The 17762-nt window shown below is 75.8% G+C and carries 17 protein-coding genes; 12 read left to right on the plus strand and 5 right to left on the minus strand.

The features are described 5' to 3' along the window. Window positions 1-40 precede the first annotated feature (40 nt). On the plus strand, window positions 41-1819 hold the full coding sequence (locus IH54_RS0110460; RefSeq protein WP_031515179.1) for a 2-isopropylmalate synthase: 1779 nt from the start codon (window positions 41-43) through the stop codon (window positions 1817-1819). A 27-nt stretch (window positions 1820-1846) separates the two neighbouring features. Here the strand turns inward: IH54_RS0110460 and IH54_RS0110465 are convergent, their stop codons facing one another. Both IH54_RS0110465 and IH54_RS0110470 read right to left on the minus strand, forming a co-directional pair. Continuing rightward, window positions 1847-2674: a polysaccharide deacetylase family protein gene (locus tag IH54_RS0110465; RefSeq protein ID WP_031515180.1), complete on the minus strand. Its 828-nt coding sequence runs from the start codon at window positions 2672-2674 to the stop codon at window positions 1847-1849. 131 nt (window positions 2675-2805) lie between these two features. Then, on the minus strand, window positions 2806-3708 hold the full coding sequence (locus tag IH54_RS0110470) for a 5'-3' exonuclease (RefSeq protein WP_031515182.1): 903 nt from the start codon (window positions 3706-3708) through the stop codon (window positions 2806-2808). Window positions 3709-4002: 294 nt separating this feature from the next. Here IH54_RS0110470 and IH54_RS0110475 point away from each other — a divergent pair, with 294 nt between their 5' ends. Continuing rightward, window positions 4003-4710 carry a helical backbone metal receptor gene (locus IH54_RS0110475; RefSeq protein ID WP_031515184.1) on the plus strand — a complete coding sequence of 236 codons (708 nt, stop codon included), beginning with the start codon at window positions 4003-4005 and terminating at the stop codon, window positions 4708-4710. A gap of 10 nt (window positions 4711-4720) precedes the next feature. On the opposite strand, the gene IH54_RS0110480 is transcribed toward IH54_RS0110475, so the two are convergent. Next, a complete protein-coding gene (locus IH54_RS0110480) occupies window positions 4721-5848 on the minus strand; it encodes a TDT family transporter (RefSeq protein WP_031515186.1) in 1128 nt (375 codons plus the stop codon). 369 nt (window positions 5849-6217) lie between these two features. Between IH54_RS0110480 and IH54_RS0110485 the strand changes: the two genes are divergently transcribed. Both IH54_RS0110485 and IH54_RS0110490 read left to right on the plus strand, forming a co-directional pair. Then, window positions 6218-7162 carry a LysR family transcriptional regulator gene (locus IH54_RS0110485; protein ID WP_031515188.1) on the plus strand — a complete coding sequence of 315 codons (945 nt, stop codon included), beginning with the start codon at window positions 6218-6220 and terminating at the stop codon, window positions 7160-7162. Between the two features lie 107 nt (window positions 7163-7269). After that, window positions 7270-8253: a DUF2510 domain-containing protein gene (locus tag IH54_RS0110490; RefSeq protein ID WP_031515190.1), complete on the plus strand. Its 984-nt coding sequence runs from the start codon at window positions 7270-7272 to the stop codon at window positions 8251-8253. Window positions 8254-8311: 58 nt separating this feature from the next. Here the strand turns inward: IH54_RS0110490 and IH54_RS0110495 are convergent, their stop codons facing one another. Next, window positions 8312-9517, minus strand: coding sequence for an amino acid deaminase/aldolase (locus IH54_RS0110495; RefSeq protein ID WP_031515192.1), 1206 nt, complete (start codon window positions 9515-9517; stop codon window positions 8312-8314). Between the two features lie 1204 nt (window positions 9518-10721). On the opposite strand from IH54_RS0110495, the gene IH54_RS46130 reads away from it, so the two are divergent. The 4 genes from IH54_RS46130 to IH54_RS0110520 all read left to right on the plus strand — a co-directional run bounded on the left by IH54_RS46130 (window position 10722) and on the right by IH54_RS0110520 (window position 14533). Next, the gene (locus IH54_RS46130; protein ID WP_199923367.1) at window positions 10722-11513 is read left to right on the plus strand and encodes a hypothetical protein; all 792 of its coding nucleotides are present in this window, start codon (window positions 10722-10724) and stop codon (window positions 11511-11513) included. Then, window positions 11510-12742, plus strand: a complete 1233-nt coding sequence (gene mycP, locus IH54_RS0110510) for a type VII secretion-associated serine protease mycosin (RefSeq protein WP_052397275.1) — start codon at window positions 11510-11512, stop codon at window positions 12740-12742. The genes IH54_RS46130 and mycP overlap by 4 nt, the downstream gene beginning before the upstream one ends. Window positions 12743-12862: 120 nt before the next feature. Beyond that, on the plus strand, window positions 12863-13606 hold the full coding sequence (locus tag IH54_RS0110515; protein WP_031515200.1) for an SseB family protein: 744 nt from the start codon (window positions 12863-12865) through the stop codon (window positions 13604-13606). A 138-nt stretch (window positions 13607-13744) separates the two neighbouring features. Further along, window positions 13745-14533, plus strand: coding sequence for an MIP family channel protein (locus IH54_RS0110520; protein WP_052397276.1), 789 nt, complete (start codon window positions 13745-13747; stop codon window positions 14531-14533). Between the two features lie 27 nt (window positions 14534-14560). Here IH54_RS0110520 and IH54_RS0110525 read toward each other — a convergent pair whose 3' ends face one another. Beyond that, entirely contained in the window at window positions 14561-14926 is a 366-nt protein-coding gene (locus IH54_RS0110525) for a DUF1844 domain-containing protein (RefSeq protein WP_031515204.1), read from the minus strand. 376 nt (window positions 14927-15302) lie between these two features. On the opposite strand from IH54_RS0110525, the gene infC reads away from it, so the two are divergent. The 4 genes from infC (at window position 15303) to IH54_RS0110550 (ending at window position 17754) form a co-directional block, all read left to right on the plus strand. Next, the gene (infC, locus tag IH54_RS0110530) at window positions 15303-15980 is read left to right on the plus strand and encodes a translation initiation factor IF-3 (RefSeq protein WP_078862093.1); all 678 of its coding nucleotides are present in this window, start codon (window positions 15303-15305) and stop codon (window positions 15978-15980) included. A 115-nt stretch (window positions 15981-16095) separates the two neighbouring features. Then, window positions 16096-16290 carry a 50S ribosomal protein L35 gene (gene rpmI, locus IH54_RS0110540; RefSeq protein ID WP_031515208.1) on the plus strand — a complete coding sequence of 65 codons (195 nt, stop codon included), beginning with the start codon at window positions 16096-16098 and terminating at the stop codon, window positions 16288-16290. Window positions 16291-16389: 99 nt separating this feature from the next. Further along, the gene (gene rplT, locus IH54_RS0110545) at window positions 16390-16773 is read left to right on the plus strand and encodes a 50S ribosomal protein L20 (protein WP_031515209.1); all 384 of its coding nucleotides are present in this window, start codon (window positions 16390-16392) and stop codon (window positions 16771-16773) included. A 120-nt stretch (window positions 16774-16893) separates the two neighbouring features. After that, window positions 16894-17754, plus strand: a complete 861-nt coding sequence (locus IH54_RS0110550) for a TrmH family RNA methyltransferase (RefSeq protein ID WP_031515211.1) — start codon at window positions 16894-16896, stop codon at window positions 17752-17754. Window positions 17755-17762 lie beyond the last annotated feature (8 nt).

A 17762-nucleotide genomic window follows, 5' to 3' on the forward strand; every position in this document is an offset into this window, starting at 1 on the left:
GTCTTCCGGCACGCCGACCAGCGAAGGACGTATCACGGTTATGACGCTCATCCCGGACAGCACGGGCGGGCTGCGCACCCCCGACGGCCCCGTACCGCAGGGCGCGCCCTGGTGGAATCCGCAGCGGGGCAGCGCGATGCCCTCGTACCGCTACCGGCCCGCACACCGGCGGGTGGAGATCCCCGCGATGGCCGACCGGCAGTGGCCTGGCCGGCGGACGGAGCGTGCCCCGCTGTGGGTGCCGGTCGATCTGCGCGACGGGAACCAGGCGCTGGCCGAGCCCATGGACCCGGCGCGCAAGCGGCGGATGTTCGACCTGATGGTCACCATGGGCTACAAGGAGATCGAGGTCGGCTACCCCTCGGCCAGCCGTACCGACTTCGACTTCGTCCGCCACCTGGCCGAGTCGGGCGCGGTGCCCGGCGACGTGACCGTGGTGGTCTTCACCGCCGCCCGCGCCGACCTGATCGAGGCCACCTTCGCGTCGATCCGCGGCCTGCCGCGTACCGTCGTCCACCTCTACACCGCGACCGCGCCCACCTGGCGGGACGTGGTCATCGGGCGGGGGCGGCAGGAGCTGCGGGGGATGATCGAGGCGGCGGCGGGGCAGATGGCCCGGCTCGGCGAGGCGCAGCCCGGCGTGCGCTTCCAGTTCTCGCCCGAGGTCTTCAACCTGACCGAGCCGGACTACGTCCTGGAGGTCTGCAACGGCCTGACCGCGCTGTGGGACGCGAGCCCGGAGCGGCCCGTGGTGCACAATCTGCCGGCCACCGTGGAGATCGCCACGCCCGACGTCTACGCCGACCAGATCGAGTACATGCACCGCCATCTGGAGCGCAGGGACGCGGTGATCCTGTCGGTGCACCCGCACAACGACCGCGGCACGGGTGTCGCGTGCGCCGAACTCGCGGTGCTGGCGGGCGCGCAGCGCGTCGAGGGCTGCCTGTTCGGCAACGGCGAGCGCACCGGGAACGTGGATCTGGTGACCCTGGCGCTCAACCTGCACACGCAGGGCGTCGACCCGATGATCGACTTCTCCGACATCGACGCGGTCCGCCGCACCGTCGAGCACTGCAACCGGCTGCCCGTGCCCGGCCGGCACCCCTACGTCGGCGACCTGGTGCACACCGCTTACTCCGGCACCCACCAGGATGCCGTCAAGAAGGGCTTCGACCACCACGCGCGCCGCGCCGCCGAGCTGGGCGTCCCGGTCGGGGAGGCGCCCTGGGAGGTGCCGTACCTGCCCATCGACCCGGCGGACATCGGCCGCGACTACGAGGCGGTCATCCGGGTCAACAGCCAGTCCGGCAAGGGCGGCATCGGCTACCTGCTGGCCACCCGGCACGGCCTGGAGCTGCCCGCGCCGTTGCGTGCGGAGTTCTCCCGGGTCGTGCAGCACGCCGCCGACGACAGCGGCGCGGAGGTCACCGCCGAGCGGCTCGGCGAGCTGTTCGCGGACGAGTACCTGTCCCCGGCCGACGGCCCGCTGGCGCTCGGCGAGTGGCGTACCGCGGAGGAGGCGCCCGGCGTCCATGTCTTCACCGGTGTGCTGCGCGACACCGCGGACGGCACGGAGGCCAAGCTGGACGGCCGGGGCAACGGGCCGCTGGCCGCGCTGGCGGCGGCGCTCGCGGGCGCCGGGACCGAGGTGGACGTCCTCGACTACTCCGAGCACACCGCGGGCACCGGTACCGGCAGCGACGCGGTCTCGTACGTGCGCTGCCGCGTCGGCGGGGCCGTGCGGTGGGGCGCCGGGCGGGACACCTCGGTGCTGACCGCGTCGGTGCGGGCCGTGCTCGCCGCCGTCAACCGGCGCTGACGGCGGCGCGGCTGCGGGCGCGGAGGTTCAGGGGCGGTAGACCTTGCCCGGCTCGGGGGTGGCCGGGGCGAGCAGCTCGGGAACCGTCACGAAGGTGTAGCCCTGCGCCCGCAGCGCGTCGATGATGCCCGGGACGGCCGGCACGGTCCCCTTGTAGAGGTCGTGCAGGAGGATGATGCCGTCCCGGCTCGCGTCCTTGAGTATCCGCTTCTTGATCAGCGCCGAGTCGGTCGTGGCGTAGTCGCTCGCGGTGTCGCTCCACAGCACCTGGGCGATGCCCAGTTCCTTGCAGACCTTGGAGACCTTCTCGTCGGTGCGGCCCTGCGGCGGGCGCATCAGCGTCGGGCGCTTGCCCGTGAGCTTCTCCACCTCGTCGTCGAGGTGGTTCAGCTCCGTGCGTATCTCGGCGGGCTTGAGGTCGGTGAGCCGGCGGTGGGTCCAGGTGTGGTTGCCCAGCACGTTGCCGTTCTGGCCCATCTGCTTGACCAGCTCGGGGTATTTGTCGACATGGTTGTGGCCGAGCAGGAAGAAGGTGACCCGGACCTTCTTCTCGTCCAGCACCTTCAGCAGCGCCGGGGTGTTGTTGCTCGGCCCGGCGTCGAAGGTCAGCGCTATGCACTTGGCCTTGCGGCAGTCCACCGCCCCCGCGGGCAGCGCCGCCGCCTTCCCGTCCGTGCCCCCGGCCTCGGCTGCCTTCGCCGCGGCCTTGTACGCGTTCTCGCGCGCGTCGTGCGGTGACTGCGCGTCATACTTCGCGCAGCCGCTGAGCCCCAGCCCCAGGCTGAGCGCCGCGACCCCGGCGACCAGCGCCGTCCGCCGCCTGCGGCGGCTCGTGACGGATATGGCGTGGGGCATGGCGGTACCTCCGCGGGTGGTTCCTGGGGCGTTCCTGTACGGGCGCTGTGAACTATACCCACGGCGTATAGCGTCGTGATCTGAGGGCGGTGTCCGTACGGGAGCGGGCCGCCGCGGCGGACGGGCGGCCCCTACCGGTCGGCGGCCAGCGCCGCCAGCAGCCGCGACAGCGAACCGCCCAGGCCCCACGTCCGCGCCAGTGCCTCCAGGGCCTGCGGGGCGGCCGGAGCGGCGGGCAGTGTCGCGTCGAACGGCGGCAGCGGGACGTCCTTCGCGACGGCCACCACCCGCGGCGCCACGTCGAGGTAGTCGGCCGCCGCCGCGATGTTGCGCCGCCGCGCGGGCGTCAGCCGGGAGAAGGGGTCGGCCGCGGCCGCCCGCACCGCCGCCAGGTCGCCGTACTCCGTCACGAGCTGGGCAGCCGTCTTCTCGCCGATGCCCTTGACTCCCGGCAGGCCGTCGCTCGGGTCGCCGCGCAGGGCCGCGAAATCCGCGTACTGCCGGGCCCGCACGCCGTACCGCTCCTCGATCGCCGCCTCGTCCAGCACGTCGCAGTCGCCCACGCCCTTGCGGGGGAAGAGCACCCGGACGCCGCGTGCGTCGTCCACGAGCTGGAAGAGGTCGCGGTCGCCCGTGACGATCGCGACCGGCCGGCGCGAGGTCGCGGCGAGCGTGCCGATCACGTCGTCCGCCTCGTAACCGGGCACCCCCACGCGGGCGATGCCCACCGCGTCCAGTACCGCCTCGATGACGGGCACCTGCGGGGACAGCGTGTCCGGCACATCCTCGCTGCCCGCGGCCTCGTCGGCGACCCGGTGCGCCTTGTACGAGGGGATCAGGTCCACGCGCCACTGCGGGCGCCAGTCCGCGTCCATGCACGCCACCAGCGCGGTGGGGGAGTGGTCGGCGACCAGCCGGGCGATGAAGTCCAGCAGTCCGCGCACCGCGTTGACCGGTGTCCCGTCCGGCGCGCGCACGGATTCGGGCACGCCGAAATACGCACGGAAATACAGGCTCGCGGTGTCGAGCAGCATGAGCCGGTCGCGGGGGGCGCGGGAGTTCTGGTCGTCCACCGGCCCAGCATGGCACGCCCCACCGACAGCGGCCCGTACGGTTGGCGGATGCCACACGCGAACCACGGGGCCGGCCCGGCCGTACCGCCGGAAGGGCCCGTGCCGGCCGGGCCGGGGGCGCCGACCGGGCGCACCGCGTCGGCCGGGCGGTCCGGGCCGGGAGCGCCGACCGGGCGGCCCGTGCCGACTCGCCGCGCCGGGCCGGGCGTTCGGGCTGCGCCGTCCGTACCGTCCGGGCGGACCGTACGGCGGGTCGTGTCGCTCGTGCCGTCGCTGACCGAGGCGGTGGCCGCGACCGCGCCGGAGTTGCTGGTCGGGGCGACCGACTGGTGCACCCACCCCGCGGATCTGGACGTGGTCCGCGTCGGCGGCACCAAGAACCCCGACGTGGCCGCCGTCGCCGCGCTCGCGCCCGACCTCGTCGTCGCCAACGAGGAGGAGAACCGTGCCGCCGACCTCGACACGCTGCGCGCCGCCGGGGTGGACGTCCTGGTCACCGAGGTGCGCTCGCTGCCGCAGGCCTTCGCCGAGCTGGACCGGCTGCTGGTGCGGGGCTGCGGGCTCGCCCGCCCCGCGTGGCTGGACGCAGCCGAGGCCGCCTGGCGGGACGTCGTACCCGCGGCCCCGGTGCGCCGCGCCGTCGTGCCGGTCTGGCGCCGCCCGTGGATGGTCCTGGGCCGCGACACCTTCGCCGGCGACCTGCTCGCCCGCCTCGGCGTCCGCAACCTGTACGCGGGGCACGCCGAGCGCTACCCGCGGGTGATGCTGCCCGAGCTGCTCGCCGCCCGGCCCGGCCTCGTCGTCCTCCCCGACGAGCCTTACCGCTTCACCGCGGACGACGGCCCCGAGTCCTTCCCCGGCATCCCCGCGGCTCTCGTCGACGGCCGCCACCTGACCTGGTACGGCCCCTCGCTCGCCGACGCGCCCCGTGCGCTCGCGGAGGCGCTGGCGGCGGCGGGCTGAGGCCCCGCCGTCACGCGGGGGACGGCGCCACGGCGGCGGGTGCCGGGAGCGCGCCGGTCAGCAGGCCCCGCAGGGTCCCCGCGGCGGCCGCCGCCCACGCCGCGGCGAGCAGCACGTACAGCGCCACCGCCAGCCATGCCGCCGCGTGCAGGCCGGTGTGCCTGGCCAGGCTCGACGCGCCCGTCACGCACGTGCCGACCGGGAAGGTGAAGGCCCACCAGGCCAGCGAGAAGCGCATCCCGCGCCGCACCGCCCGCACCACCAGCGCGGCAGACAGCGCCAGCCACAGCAGCGCGAAGCCCATGACCGGCACCCCGTAGAGGACCGCGAAGCCGCGCAGCGCGCCGGTGTACGGCGCACCCAGCGCGGCAGGGCCGGCGTCCGCGAACGCGCCGGCCGCGGTCGTCGACTGGCCCAGCGGCCCGAGCACCAGGAAGAGCAGCGGCGTCAGCGCGACCGGTAGCGGCCCGTACCGCAGCAGCCGGCCCCACACCAGCGGCAGCGTCATCAGCGTCGCCAGCAGGCTCAGCCCGAACAGCGCCACGCATCCCAGCAGCAGTGCCTCGCGGGCCTGCGGCCCGCTCAGATGCGGCACCAGCGCGGGCCCGAGCGCGGCCGAGACCATCGGTGCGACGAGCGGCAGCAGCCACACCGGTGAGGCGCCGTCTGCGGCGATCCGGTGCCGCGTCACCATCAGGTAGGGCACGGCCGCCGCGACCAGCAGCCCGCTCGCGGTGCCCGCCGTCCACAGCGCCCAGTCCGCGGCGACCGCGGCCCGCTCGCCCACCACCCGCGGGCCCAGCGTCAGCGCGCCCGCCCCGACGGCGAGCAGCGCCATCGGCAGGCATCCGTGGAACGGCGCGATCGCGGGGTCCGCGAGGTGTCGACGTGCCTCGTCGCGGTGCCGCGCCCAGTGCGTGGCGCGTGCCGCGAGCACCGCGGCGAGGGCCGCGGCCGCGAGGACCCACACCGCGGTGCAGGCGTCGCGCAGGGCGGCGGGGGCGCCCGGCAGCGCTGCCCCCGCGTTCGCGACGACGGCGGTCCCCATCACACCGGCGTACCAGTTCGGCCCGACGTGTCGGGTCCCCCTCCGGGGAAGCGGAGGGGCGGTGGGGCGGGGGAGCGTCGCGGTGGCCATGCTTTTACGGTGGCCCCGGGCCGGGCTGGGCGGGTAGCACCCGCGGGGCTATCGGGGCATCAGCGGGGGTTATGGGGTGCGCCCGGGGCCTGGCGCCTGGACCGGGGCTCGGGTCCATCCGTGCTGTGCCCCTTTCCCTTCGGGGTGGGGGTGCTGCCGTCGCGGGATCGCCCGGTTGTCCTGGGCCGGTCGCGCAGGGCCCCCAGGGCTTCGCCCGGGAGGTACCCCCATCCGCCCCCCTGCGTCCCCCGCGCGGGATGCGCGAGCCCGCCCCCGCGCGGGATGCGCGAGCCCCGGCGCCGCGCCTGCGGGCCCCGGCGCCGCACCTGCGGGCCCCGGACTCCTCGCGGCAGCGCATACGCTGGGCCCATGACCGGCAGTGACGACTCCGCGGGGCGAGGGGCGCTGGCTCGGCGGGTGCCGGAGTTGGGGGCCATGGAACTGCTGGTCGCCGTTGCGCGGTTGGGGAGCCTGGGGCGGGCGGCGCGGGAGCTGGGGATCAGCCAGCCGGCGGCGAGCGCGCGGATGCGGGCGCTGGAGCGGCAGGTCGGGGTGGGGCTCGTGACGCGGTCGTCGGGCGGGTCGCGGCTCACCGAGCAGGGGGCCGTGGTCACCGAGTGGGCGCGGCGGGTGCTGGAGGCCGCCGAGGACTTCGACGCGGGCGCCCGGGCACTGCGCGGGCGGCGCGACTCCCGGTTGCGGGTCGCCGCCAGCCTGACCGTCGCCGAGTACCTGCTGCCCGGGTGGCTGACCGCGCTGCACGTACGGCACCCGGGCACGGCCGTGTCGCTCGCCGCGGGCAACTCGGTGGCCGTCGCCCGGCAGGTGACCGCGGGGGACGCGGACCTCGGGTTCGTCGAGGGGCTGGACGTGCCCTCGGGGCTGGACGCCGCCGTCGTCGGGCACGACCGGCTGCTGGTCGTCGTCGCGCCCGGCCACCGCTGGGCCGCCCGCCGCCGCCCACTGCCCGCGGCGGAGCTCGCCGCGACCCCGCTGCTGCTGCGCGAGGAGGGCTCGGGCACCAGGCAGGTGCTGGACGCCGCGCTCGCCGGGCACGGCGGACCCGCCGCCGCCCTGCTCGAACTGGCCTCGACCACCGCCGTGAAGTCCGCGGCGGTCGGCGGCGCGGGCCCCGCCGTGCTGAGCGAGCTGGCCGTCGCCGACGAGCTGGCCGCCCACCGGCTGGCCGCCGTACCCGTCGCCGGACTCGACCTGCGCAGGGCGCTGCGCGCGGTGTGGCCCGCGGGCCACCGCCCAGCCGGCCCCGCCCGCGACTTGCTCTCGCTGACCCGCAAGGCCGCCCTGCGCCGGTAGGGCGCCCGTACGCCCCCGGACGCGCTCTGGCATGCGGGGCGGGCGGCGCGGTATGCAGGGAGCGACCACTTACGGGATTCTCATGCTCGGGCCATAAGGTGACCGCCGTGACGACCTCGACCCCGCCCGGCTGGTACGCAGAACCCGGGCACACAGGCAACAGCCCGGCGATGGAACGCTGGTGGGACGGCTCGGCGTGGACCGAGTACACCAGGACCGCTCCGGTCCCGCCCACCGCCCCGCCGGTGTACCCGGGCTCCCCCCAGACCGGCTACGGCTACGGCACCCCGGCCCCGGACCGCGGCAGGCGTACCGGGACGGTGGTGATCGCCCTGGTCGCCGCCCTCGTCCTGATAGGCGCCGTCGTCGCCGGCATCCTGGTGCTCGGCAAGGACGACAACGGCAAGGACGACGCCAAGGGCTCGCCGACGCCCAGCCACTCCACCGGCAAGCTGCCGCACCCGCTGCCGTCCGACCCGGGCAGCGACGGCGGCGGCAGCACCGGCGGCGACGGCGGGAGCGACGGGGGCAGCGGCGCCGGCGACCCGACGAAGGCGATCGACGGCGCCGACGCGATCAGCCTGCCCGTCCTGGAGGGCTGGCAGGGCCAGTCCAGCGACAAGGGCGCCGGGCTGGGCGTCGGCCCGTACGCCTGCCCCGGCACCCAGGAGCTCAACTGCACGCTGGGCGGCGTCTCCTCGGAGCCCGCCGCGGACGCCGGGATCACCGCCACGACCCCGCAGGCCGCGGCCGAGCAGGACATCGCCGCGAACGCCGCGGCCTCGTACGGCGAGGACACCTACGGCCCGACCACCTCGCACCAGCAGATCAAGGCCGGCGCGGTGACCGTCGCCGGGCAGCAGGGCTACCTGGTGCGGTGGAAGGTCGTGACGCAGTCCGGCACCCAGGGCTACGTCGAGTCGCTGGTCTTCCCGTCGCCGACCACGAAGCGGCTGGTCGTGGTCCGCTTCGGCTTCGACGTCGCCGCCAAGGCGCCGACGCTCGCCGACATGGACAAGATCACCCAGGGCATCAAGACCGACACCACCCGGGTGGGCAGCTCGTCCGGCGGTACGGGCACGGGCGTCTGACGCCCGCCGCCGTACGTCCTGAGGGCCCGCTCCCGCGCCGGGGGCGGGCCCGCGGCGTTCAGAGGAACGTCTTGCCCTCGCCCCGGTACGTCGGGGCGACCGCCGTCACCTCGTCGCCCTCCAGCAGGTGCAGCTCCGCGAACCGCTCGCACAGCTCGCCCGCCTTCGCGTGCCGGAACCACACCTTGTCGCCGATCAGCAGGTCGTCCGCGGCCGAGCCCAGCAGCGGCGTCTGCACCTCGCCCGCACCCTCCTGCGGGTCGTAGCGCAGGCCCGCGGGCAGGTACGGCTCGGGGAGCCGGTCGCGGCCGGGCGCGCCGGACGCCGGGTAGCCGCCGCCGAGGACCGTCACGACGCCCACGCCCGGGCGGCGCACCACCGGCAGGGCGAAGAGCGCCGCCGGACGGCCGCTGAAGGACGTGTAGTTGTCGAAGAGCCGCGGCACGTACAGCCCCGACCCCGCCGCGATCTCCGTCACCGCGGCCTCCGCCGCGGTGTGCTGCACACTGCCCGTGCCGCCGCCGTTGACGAACTCCAGGCCCGGTTCGACCGCGCGTACCGCCCGCACCGCCTCGGCGCGCCGCGCCGCCAGCTCCTTGCGTGCCGTGGCCTGCATCAGGCGTATCGCCAGCGAGCGCGCGGGCCGCCCGCGCAGCGTGTCGCCGACCCCCGCGATGTGGCCCTCGTACGCCATCAGGCCCACCAGCCGGAAGCCCCGCCTGGAGGCGACCGCGCGGGCCAGCTCGGCGAGCGGCTCCGGGTCGTGCAGGGACGAGCGCAGCGCGCCGATCCGCAGCCGCCCGCCCAGCTTGCGCAGGCTGGTGTCGAGTTCCAGGCAGACCCGGACGGTCTCGCCGCCGGCGCCGCGGGCGGCGTCGATCAGGTCGAGCTGCGCGACGTCGTCGACCATCACCGTCACCGCGGCGGCGAGCTTGGGGTCGGCGGCCAGCTCCGCGTATCCCGCGCGGTCCGCCGACGGGTAGGCCAGCAGCACGTCGGTGAAGCCCGCGCGGGCGAGCCACAGCGACTCGGCGAGCGTGAAGGACATCAGGCCGCTGAAGCCGTCGTGCGCGAGCGCGCGCTCCAGCAGGGCGCGGCAGCGCACCGACTTGGTGGCTGTCCGGATCGGCTTGCCGCCGGCGCGGCGCGCGAGGTCGGCCGCGTTGGCGTCGAAGGCCGCGAGGTCGACCAGGGCGAGCGGGGCGTCGAGGTGCGCGGTGGCCCGGTCGTAACGGGCGCGGTCCGCGGCGGCGTGCTCTGACATGGCCGCAGCTTGCCAGAGCGGGGCTACCCAGCGGTAGGCCCGGCGACCGCGGCCTGTGGGAGCCGGGGGCCCGCGCGACCCCGTAAAGTGACGCGCGCAAGCCGTGCACGCAGAGGTCACAAGGGGGCGCCGGGTGAGCACCGGAGTGGACAACGGAGAACCCCCGACGTCTCCGTTCCCCACCCTCCACCCCCGCTCCCCGCAGCCGGCCACCCACCGTCACGACCCGGAGCCGTACCGTACGGCCCCGGAGCCGTCACGCCCGGCGCCGGGCGCGACTGGGGAGTACGCGCCCCGGCCGCCCGAGCCGGGTACGCCGCCGCGCCCCGAGCCGGGTACGGCGCCCGTGCCTGCGCAGGCGCAGGGACCGCGCCCGTCCCCGGCCGGCAGCCGTCCCGTCACGCCGCCCCAGCCGGGTACGCCGACGGCGCCCGGGGGCCGGTCCGTTCCGGCGCAGGCCGATGACGCGGCGGGCCGTACCCCGTCCGGCGCGGAGCCCCCGGCGGGCCGTACCCCGTCCGCCGCCCCGGAGCCCCCGGGGGGCGGGCGGTCCGTTCCGCCGCCGCCGGATTCGGCCACCCGGCTGCCGGGGACGCCGGACACGGTGACGGCGGCCGCCGAGCCGGGTCCGCGGCCCGGCCGTCCCGTTCCGCCGCCGCCGAAGCCGGGGACCCGGCTCCCCGACCCGCCGGTCCCGTCCCGCCCGGCCGCCCCGCCGCAGCCGCCGGTCCCGCCGCGAGGCCCGGACCGTACGCCGCCGCCCGCCCCGCCGGTCCCGCCGCGGGGCCCGGACCGTACGCCGCCGCGCCCGGCGCCCCCGGAGGAGCCGCAGGCGCAGGATCCGCCTGCTCCACCCGCCCCTGCCGTTCCGCCGCAGGCCCCGCCGCCCGTTCCGTCGTGGGCCGCCCCGGGGCCGGGGGCCGGTGCGCCCCCGAGTCCGGACGAGCCGCGCGTGCAGGCTCCGCCGGCTCCCGCCGTACCGCCGCGGGCTCCGGGGGCCGGCGCGCCCCCGAGTCCGCTGCCTCCCGAGGAGCCGCGGGTGCGGGTTTTGCCCGCTCCGGCCGTACCGCCGCAGGGTGACGGGCGGGTGCCCGTGCCGCCCGGGGGGACGTGGGGGGGCGGGGTCGCGCCCGTGCCGGCGCACGCGCCGCCACCCGGTGGCGGCCCCGGGCAGGAGCGGCCCGGGGCGGGGACGCGGCGGGCCGTGGGCATCGCCGTGTGCCTGGTGCTCGGGCTGGGGCTGATCGGCGGGGCCACCGCCGGGGCCGTACTGGACCGGGGGCCGAAGGCGGCGCCGTCCGCGGCACCGGGCAGCGCCGCGGAGTTCGCGCGGGCGCGGCTGGTGTGGCAGGACGCGCCCGTCGACACGCTCTTCCCGCCCGTCGTGGACGGCAGGGGCGCGGGCCCCGGCGGCGCCGACCGGACGTGGACGCGTATCGGCGTCTCCCCGCCCGGCGACTGCACGGGCGCCTTCGACCCGCTGCTGGACCGGGTGCTCGCGCCCACCGGCTGCGCGAAGCTGCTGCGCGCCACCTACGTGGACAGCACGTCCACGACCGTGACGACGGTCGGTGTGCTGGTCACCGCGGGCGACGCGGCGGGCATGAGCGCGCTCGCCAAGCGCTGGACGGACGAGCACCTCGGCGCCCGCACCGACCTGATACCCCGCCCGGTGGCCTTCCCCGGCACGGCCGCCGCCCACTTCGGCCCCACCCAGCGCGGCAGCTGGGACGTGCGGGTGTCGGCGGCGGCGCCCTTCGTCGTCTACGCGGTCAGCGCTTTCGCGGACGGCCGCGCGGTCCCGCAGCCGCTGCCCGCGGACGAGGCCGTCGCGTCGGGCGCCACCAGTGCGCCCGCGCAGGCGGGCCTCGGCTTCGACGCGACGGGGCTGGGCAAGGCCGTCGACGACCGGCTCAAGGCTGCCGTCGACGCCGAACTGCACCCGAACGCCCACACCGCCCCGGCCACCCCCGCGGGAACGGAGCAGAGCCGATGAGCCGCGCGCGCACCCCCCGCCGCCCGCGGCTCGCGGCGGCGACCGCCGTCACGGCGGCCGCCGCGCTCGTCGCGCTCGGCACCGCACCCGCGGCCGCGGACGGCATCCGCGACCGGCAGTGGGCGCTGAACGCCCTGCACGCCCAGCAGGCGTGGCGTACGACGAAGGGCGCGGGCGTGACCGTCGCCGTGCTCGACACCGGCGTCGACGCCACCCACCCCGACCTCACCGGCCAGGTGCTCACCGGCAAGGACCTCATCGGCTTCGGCGCCGCCCGCGGCGACAAGGCGTGGGCCAACCACGGCACGGGCATGGCCGCGATCATCGCCGGGCACGGCCACGGCGCCGGCAACGGCTCGGGCGTGCTCGGCATCGCCCCGCAGGCGAAGATCCTGCCCGTGCGGGTGATCCTGGAGGAGAAGGACCCGCAGCGCGACAAGGCGCGCTCCACGCGGGGGAGCGCGCTGCCGGAGGGCATCCGGTGGGCCGTCGACCACGGCGCCGACGTCATCAACCTCTCGCTCGGTGACGACAGCGCCACCGCCTCGCCGGTCGCCGCCGAGGCGGACGCGATCCGGTACGCGCTCGGCAAGGGCGTCGTCGTGGTCTCCTCGGCGGGCAACAGCGGCGACAAGGCGGACCGCTCCTCCTACCCCGCGGCCTATCCCGGCGTCATCGCGGTGACCGCCGTCAACGACCTGGGCCACCACCCGCAGTTCTCGACCCACCGCTGGTACTCGGCGGTCGCCGCGCCCGGCGACGACATCGTCATGGCGGACCCGGACCGCAAGTACTACGACGGCCTGGGGACGAGCGCCGCGTGCGCGTACGTCTCCGGCTCCGTCGCCCTGATCAGGTCGGCGTACCCGAAGCTGAGCCCGCTGCAGATCAGGCAGGTCCTCCAGGACACCACCCGGCACAAGCCGGACCGTGGGCGCAGCGACGAGCTGGGCACCGGCGAGATCGACCCGGCCGCCGCGCTCGCCGCCGCCGCGAAGCTCGACCCCGCCCCGATCACCCCCACCCCGGCGGCCTACCCGCAGCGCTACTTCGGCACCGGCCCCGGCCCGGCGCCCGCCGCCTCCGCCGGTTCGAGCGTCCTCGGCAACGGCGTCGCCGCCGCCTTCGCCGGGGCGGGCGCGGTGCTGATCGCGATCGCGGGCCTGCTCTGGTACCGCCCCCGCCGCCGTGCCGCGGCGGTACGGGCGACCGGGAGCTGGGCGGGGTAGAGCGGGGCCGCGGCGGGAGCGCGCGCCGCACCGGGCGCGCGATACGCGGTACGCACCCGGCCGGACCGAGCGGCACGACGCCCCGTCCGGCGGGCGCCGCGCGCCGGATAGGCTGCGCGGGTGGAGCTCAAGAACATCCCTGACCCCGGTTTTCCCGACGACGACGGCTCCGCCGCCCCCGCGCTGGCCGCGGCGCTCGCCGCATGGAACGCCGAGCGCGAGCCGGACCGGGAGGACGCGGTGGTCGAGGCGCTCCAGGGCGCGCGGCTGCTGGTTCCGGTCGTCGCGGTGCTGGGCGAGGTGGAGACCGGCCCCGACGGGCTGCGCCGGGAGAAGACCAGCGACATGGCGGTGCCGACCATCGAGTCGGGCCGCACCGGGCGCCGCGCGGTGCCCGCCTTCACCTCCACCGCCGCGCTCGCCGCGTGGCGCCCGGACGCCCGGCCCGTCGCCGTACGGCTGGGGCAGGCACTCCAGGCGCTCGTGCAGGAGGACGCGGACACCCTGCTGATCGACATCGCCGGGCCCGTGCCGTTCCCGCTGCACGGCGCCGCGCTGCGGGCCGCCGCCCGCGGTCCGGGCGGGACGGACCCGCTGGCCGACGCGGAGGTGCGCGAGGCGCTGCGGGCCGCGGTCGCCGCCGAGCCGGGGATCGTACGGGCGCAGCTCACGCGGTCGGCGGACAGCGACGGCACCCTCGGGCTGGTGCTGGCCCCGGGCGCCGACGCGGCCGCGACCGGCCGCGCGCTCGCCGGTGCGCTCGCGGCCCACCCGGTGCTGCGCGCGGCGCTGCGGCGGGGCCTGGACCTGGCCGTGCTGCCGCCGGACACCGCCCTTCCGGGCGAGCCGCTGTTCACCCGCTGACGCGGCCCTCCGGCTCCGCCCGCTGACACCCGCGCGACCGCGGCCGGTCGACGTCCCGTTTCCTCCGAGATGTGGCTTTCACCCGTAAAGCCGACAATACGAGGGCGGACATCGATCACCGTCGTCGTGGAGGCGCGGATGGACATCCGAACGATCACCGAGAACCGCACGGCCGACGATCAGCGGGCGTTCGTCTGCGAATTCCTCGGCACGCTGCTGCTGGTCTTCTTCGCCGTGGGCGCGGCCGTGCTCTCCGGCGAGTACATCGGCACCCTGGGCATCGCCCTGGCCTTCGGCCTGGTCCTGCTGGCCATCGCCTACGCGGTCGGGCCGATCTCCGGCAGCCACGTCAACCCGGCGGTCACGCTGGGCATGCTCGTCGCCAAGCGCATCTCGCTGCGCACGGCCGTCGAGTACTGGGTCGCGCAGTTCCTGGGCGCGATCGTGGGCGCGGCGCTGCTGCTGCTCGTCGCCAAGCAGGTGCCGGGGCTGCAGACGCACGGCGCCTTCGGCACCAACGGCTACGGCTACCGGTCGGCGGTCGGCATCAACATCTTCGGCGCCTTCGTGGCCGAGCTGATCCTGACCTTCCTGCTGGTCTTCGTCGTGCTCGCGGTCACCCACCGGATCGCGGTGGTCGGCTTCGACGGGCTGCCCATCGGCATGGCGCTCGCCGTGATCCACCTGATCGGCATCCCGCTGACCGGCACGAGCGTCAACCCCGCCCGGAGCCTGGGGCCCGCGCTCTTCGCGGGCAGCCCGGCGCTCAGCCAGGTGTGGCTGTTCCTCGTCGCGCCGCCGATCGGCGCGGTGCTCGCGGCGCTGGTGCACGAGGTCACGCACCCGGCGTTCGCCGCGGTCCGGGCCGCGCGCGCCGCGGCCGCCGAGGAGGAGACGGCGGCACGTGCCGAGGGCCAGGAGGGCTGAACGCGATGGGCGCCTGCCCGGCGGCATTCAGCCGTAGACGGGCCCGGTGAACTTCTCGCCGGGTCCCTGCCCGGGCTCGTCCGGCACCACCGACGCCTCGCGGAAGGCGAGCTGCAGCGACTTCAGACCGTCGCGCAGCGGCGCCGCGTGGAAGCTGCTGATCTCGCCCGCGCTCGCGGTGACCAGTCCGGCCAGTGCCTGGATGAGCTTGCGTGCCTCGTCCAGGTCCTTGTGCTGCGCACCCTCCTCGGCCAGGCCCAGGTTCACGGCCGCGGCGCTCATCAGGTGCACGGCGACCGTGGTGATCACCTCGACCGCGGGCACGTCCGCGATGTCGCGCGCGAGCTGGTCGGACGGGTCGGGACGGTCGGGAGTGGCAGGTGCGTCGCTCATGCCGACACGATATGCCCCGTCCGGCCGATTACGGCCTTCGGTCCGGCGCTGGTATGCTGGCTGGACGACCGGTCGGGCGCACGCGTGCCCGACCACCAAGTGGAGGCTCCGATCTCCCACCTGGTCGGCCGCGAGGCCGACGGGTCCCGGTCAGACGGGCTGTCCGGATCGTACGCGAGTACGTCGCGTATATCCGGTGAGCACCGTCCGAATGCGCCCCGCGGAATAAACGCGGCGGTGCTCCCGGTTGTGAGGAGCCCCGCCTGTGTCCCGTACGGGGCGTTTTCCACGCCTGGGGTGCGGGTCGGTCCATACGAAGACAGACTCAAGCGCGGCTGTCGGCCAGTCAGCCGCGTGGTGCAACCGAGGAGGCCCCATCAGCGCCGAGCCCCGCATCAACGACCGGATCCGCGTTCCCGAGGTGCGACTTGTCGGACCCAGCGGCGAGCAGGTCGGCATCGTGCCGCTTGCCAAGGCCCTGGAGCTTGCGCAGGAGTACGACCTCGACCTGGTCGAGGTGGCGGCGAACGCCCGTCCGCCCGTGTGCAAGCTCATGGACTACGGGAAGTTCAAGTACGAGTCGGCCATGAAGGCCCGTGAGGCGCGCAAGAACCAGGCGCACACGGTCATCAAGGAGATGAAGCTCCGGCCGAAGATCGACCCGCACGACTACGACACCAAGAAGGGTCACGTCGTCCGGTTCCTCAAGCAGGGCGACAAGGTCAAGATCACGATCATGTTCCGCGGGCGCGAGCAGTCCCGCCCGGAGCTCGGCTACCGGCTGCTCCAGCGGCTCGCCGAGGACGTCCAGGACCTCGGGTTCGTCGAGTCGAACCCGAAGCAGGACGGCCGCAACATGATCATGGTCCTGGGTCCGCACAAGAAGAAGACCGAGGCCATGGCCGAGGCCCGCGAGGCGCAGGCCGCCCGCAAGGCCGTCCGCCAGGGTGACGCCGCGGGCGAGGCGGAGACGCCCGCCGAGGCCGACACCGAGGCAGAGGTCGGGACCGAGGCCGAGGTCGAGGCCCAGGCCCAGGCCCAGGACGCCGGCTGAGCGGCCTGGACGAAGAACATCCGGAGCAGCGGCTCCGGGTCGGTTAATGCAGAACTGACGCTCTCCGTGTGCCCAGCGGCGCACGGGAGGCCAGCGACGAGGAGACTACGGCGCCATGCCGAAGAACAAGACGCACAGCGGTGCGAGCAAGCGCTTCAAGATCAGCGGCTCCGGCAAGGTGCTGCGCGAGCGCGCCGGCAAGCGCCACCTGCTGGAGCACAAGCCGTCCAGCAAGACCCGCGCCCTGACCGGGACCGTCGAGGTCGCCGCCCCGGACGCCAAGAAGATCAAGAAGCTTCTCGGCAAGTGACGGCCGTGCCCCCGCCGGGGCGCAGCCGTCCCGGGTCGGGAGTCCATTCGCTTTCGGACCGCGTGAGGCATACCGCGGTCCCCTAGAAGGAGTTATCAAGTGGCACGCGTCAAGCGGGCAGTCAACGCCCAGAAGAAGCGCCGGGCGGTCCTCGAGCAGGCCAGCGGCTACCGCGGTCAGCGTTCGCGCCTGTACCGCAAGGCCAAGGAGCAGGTCACCCACTCCCTGGTCTACAACTACAACGACCGCAAGAAGCGCAAGGGCGACTTCCGCCAGCTGTGGATCCAGCGCATCAACGCCGCTGCCCGCGCGAACGGCATCACCTACAACCGCTTCATCCAGGGTCTGAAGGCCGCCAACGTCGAGGTCGACCGCAAGATCCTCGCCGAGCTGGCCGTCAACGACGCCAACGCCTTCGCGGCGCTGGTCGAGGTCGCCCAGAAGGCGCTGCCCGCGGACGTGAACGCCCCCAAGGCGGCGTGACCCCGCGCTGAGCGACGTCTGTCTCGGCAGTACCCCGGGCCCGCGGGCGGCAACGCCCCCGCGGGCCCGTCGCATGAACGGACCCACCCACCCCGTACCACCACTGGAGCAGCCACCCCGATGGGCACCACCCCCGAGCTGACCTCGCTGCGCTCCGCGCGGGTCACCGCCGCGCACCGGCTGGCCAGGCGCAGCTTCCGCGGCAAGGAGCGGCGGTTCCTGGCCGAGGGCCCGCAGGCCGTGCGCGAGGCGATCGCCCACCCCGGGGGGTCCGCGGGGCGCACCCTCATCGAGCTGTACGCCACGCCCGAGGCCGCCGAGCGGCACGCCGACCTGGTCGCCGCCGCCGGCGCGGCCGGCGCGCCCGTGCTCACCGCGACCCCCGAGGTGATGGCGGAGATCTCCGACACCGTCACCCCGCAGGGTGTCGTCGGGGTGTGCCGCTTCCTGGACACGCCCTTCACCGAGGTGCTGCGCGCCCGCCCGCGGCTGGTCGCCGTGCTGGCCCACGTTCGCGACCCCGGCAACGCCGGCACGGTGCTGCGCTGCGCCGACGCGGCGGGCGCCGACGCGGTCGTCCTCACCGACGCCTCCGTCGACCTGTACAACCCCAAGGCGGTGCGCGCCTCCGCCGGCAGCCTCTTCCACCTGCCGGTCGCCGTCGGGGTGCCGGTCGCGGACGCCGTGGCCGGGCTCCGCGCCGCGGGCGTGCGGGTGCTGGCCGCGGACGGCGCGGGGGAGCGGGACCTGGACGCGGAGCTGGACGAGGGCACGATGCGCGGGCCCAGCGCGTGGATCTTCGGCAACGAGGCGTGGGGCCTGCCCGAGGAGACCCGGGCGCTCGCGGACGAGGTCGTGCGCGTCCCGATCCACGGTCGCGCCGAGAGCCTCAACCTCGCCACCGCCGCCGCGGTGTGCCTCTACGCCTCCGCGAGGGAGCAGCGTGCGCCCGGAGGGTGCCGCAGCGTTACGTCCACCTAGTAGGGTGG

It is taken from the genome of Streptomyces sp. NRRL F-5123 (genome assembly GCF_000721495.1).
Taxonomy (GTDB): Bacteria; Actinomycetota; Actinomycetes; order Streptomycetales; family Streptomycetaceae; genus Actinacidiphila.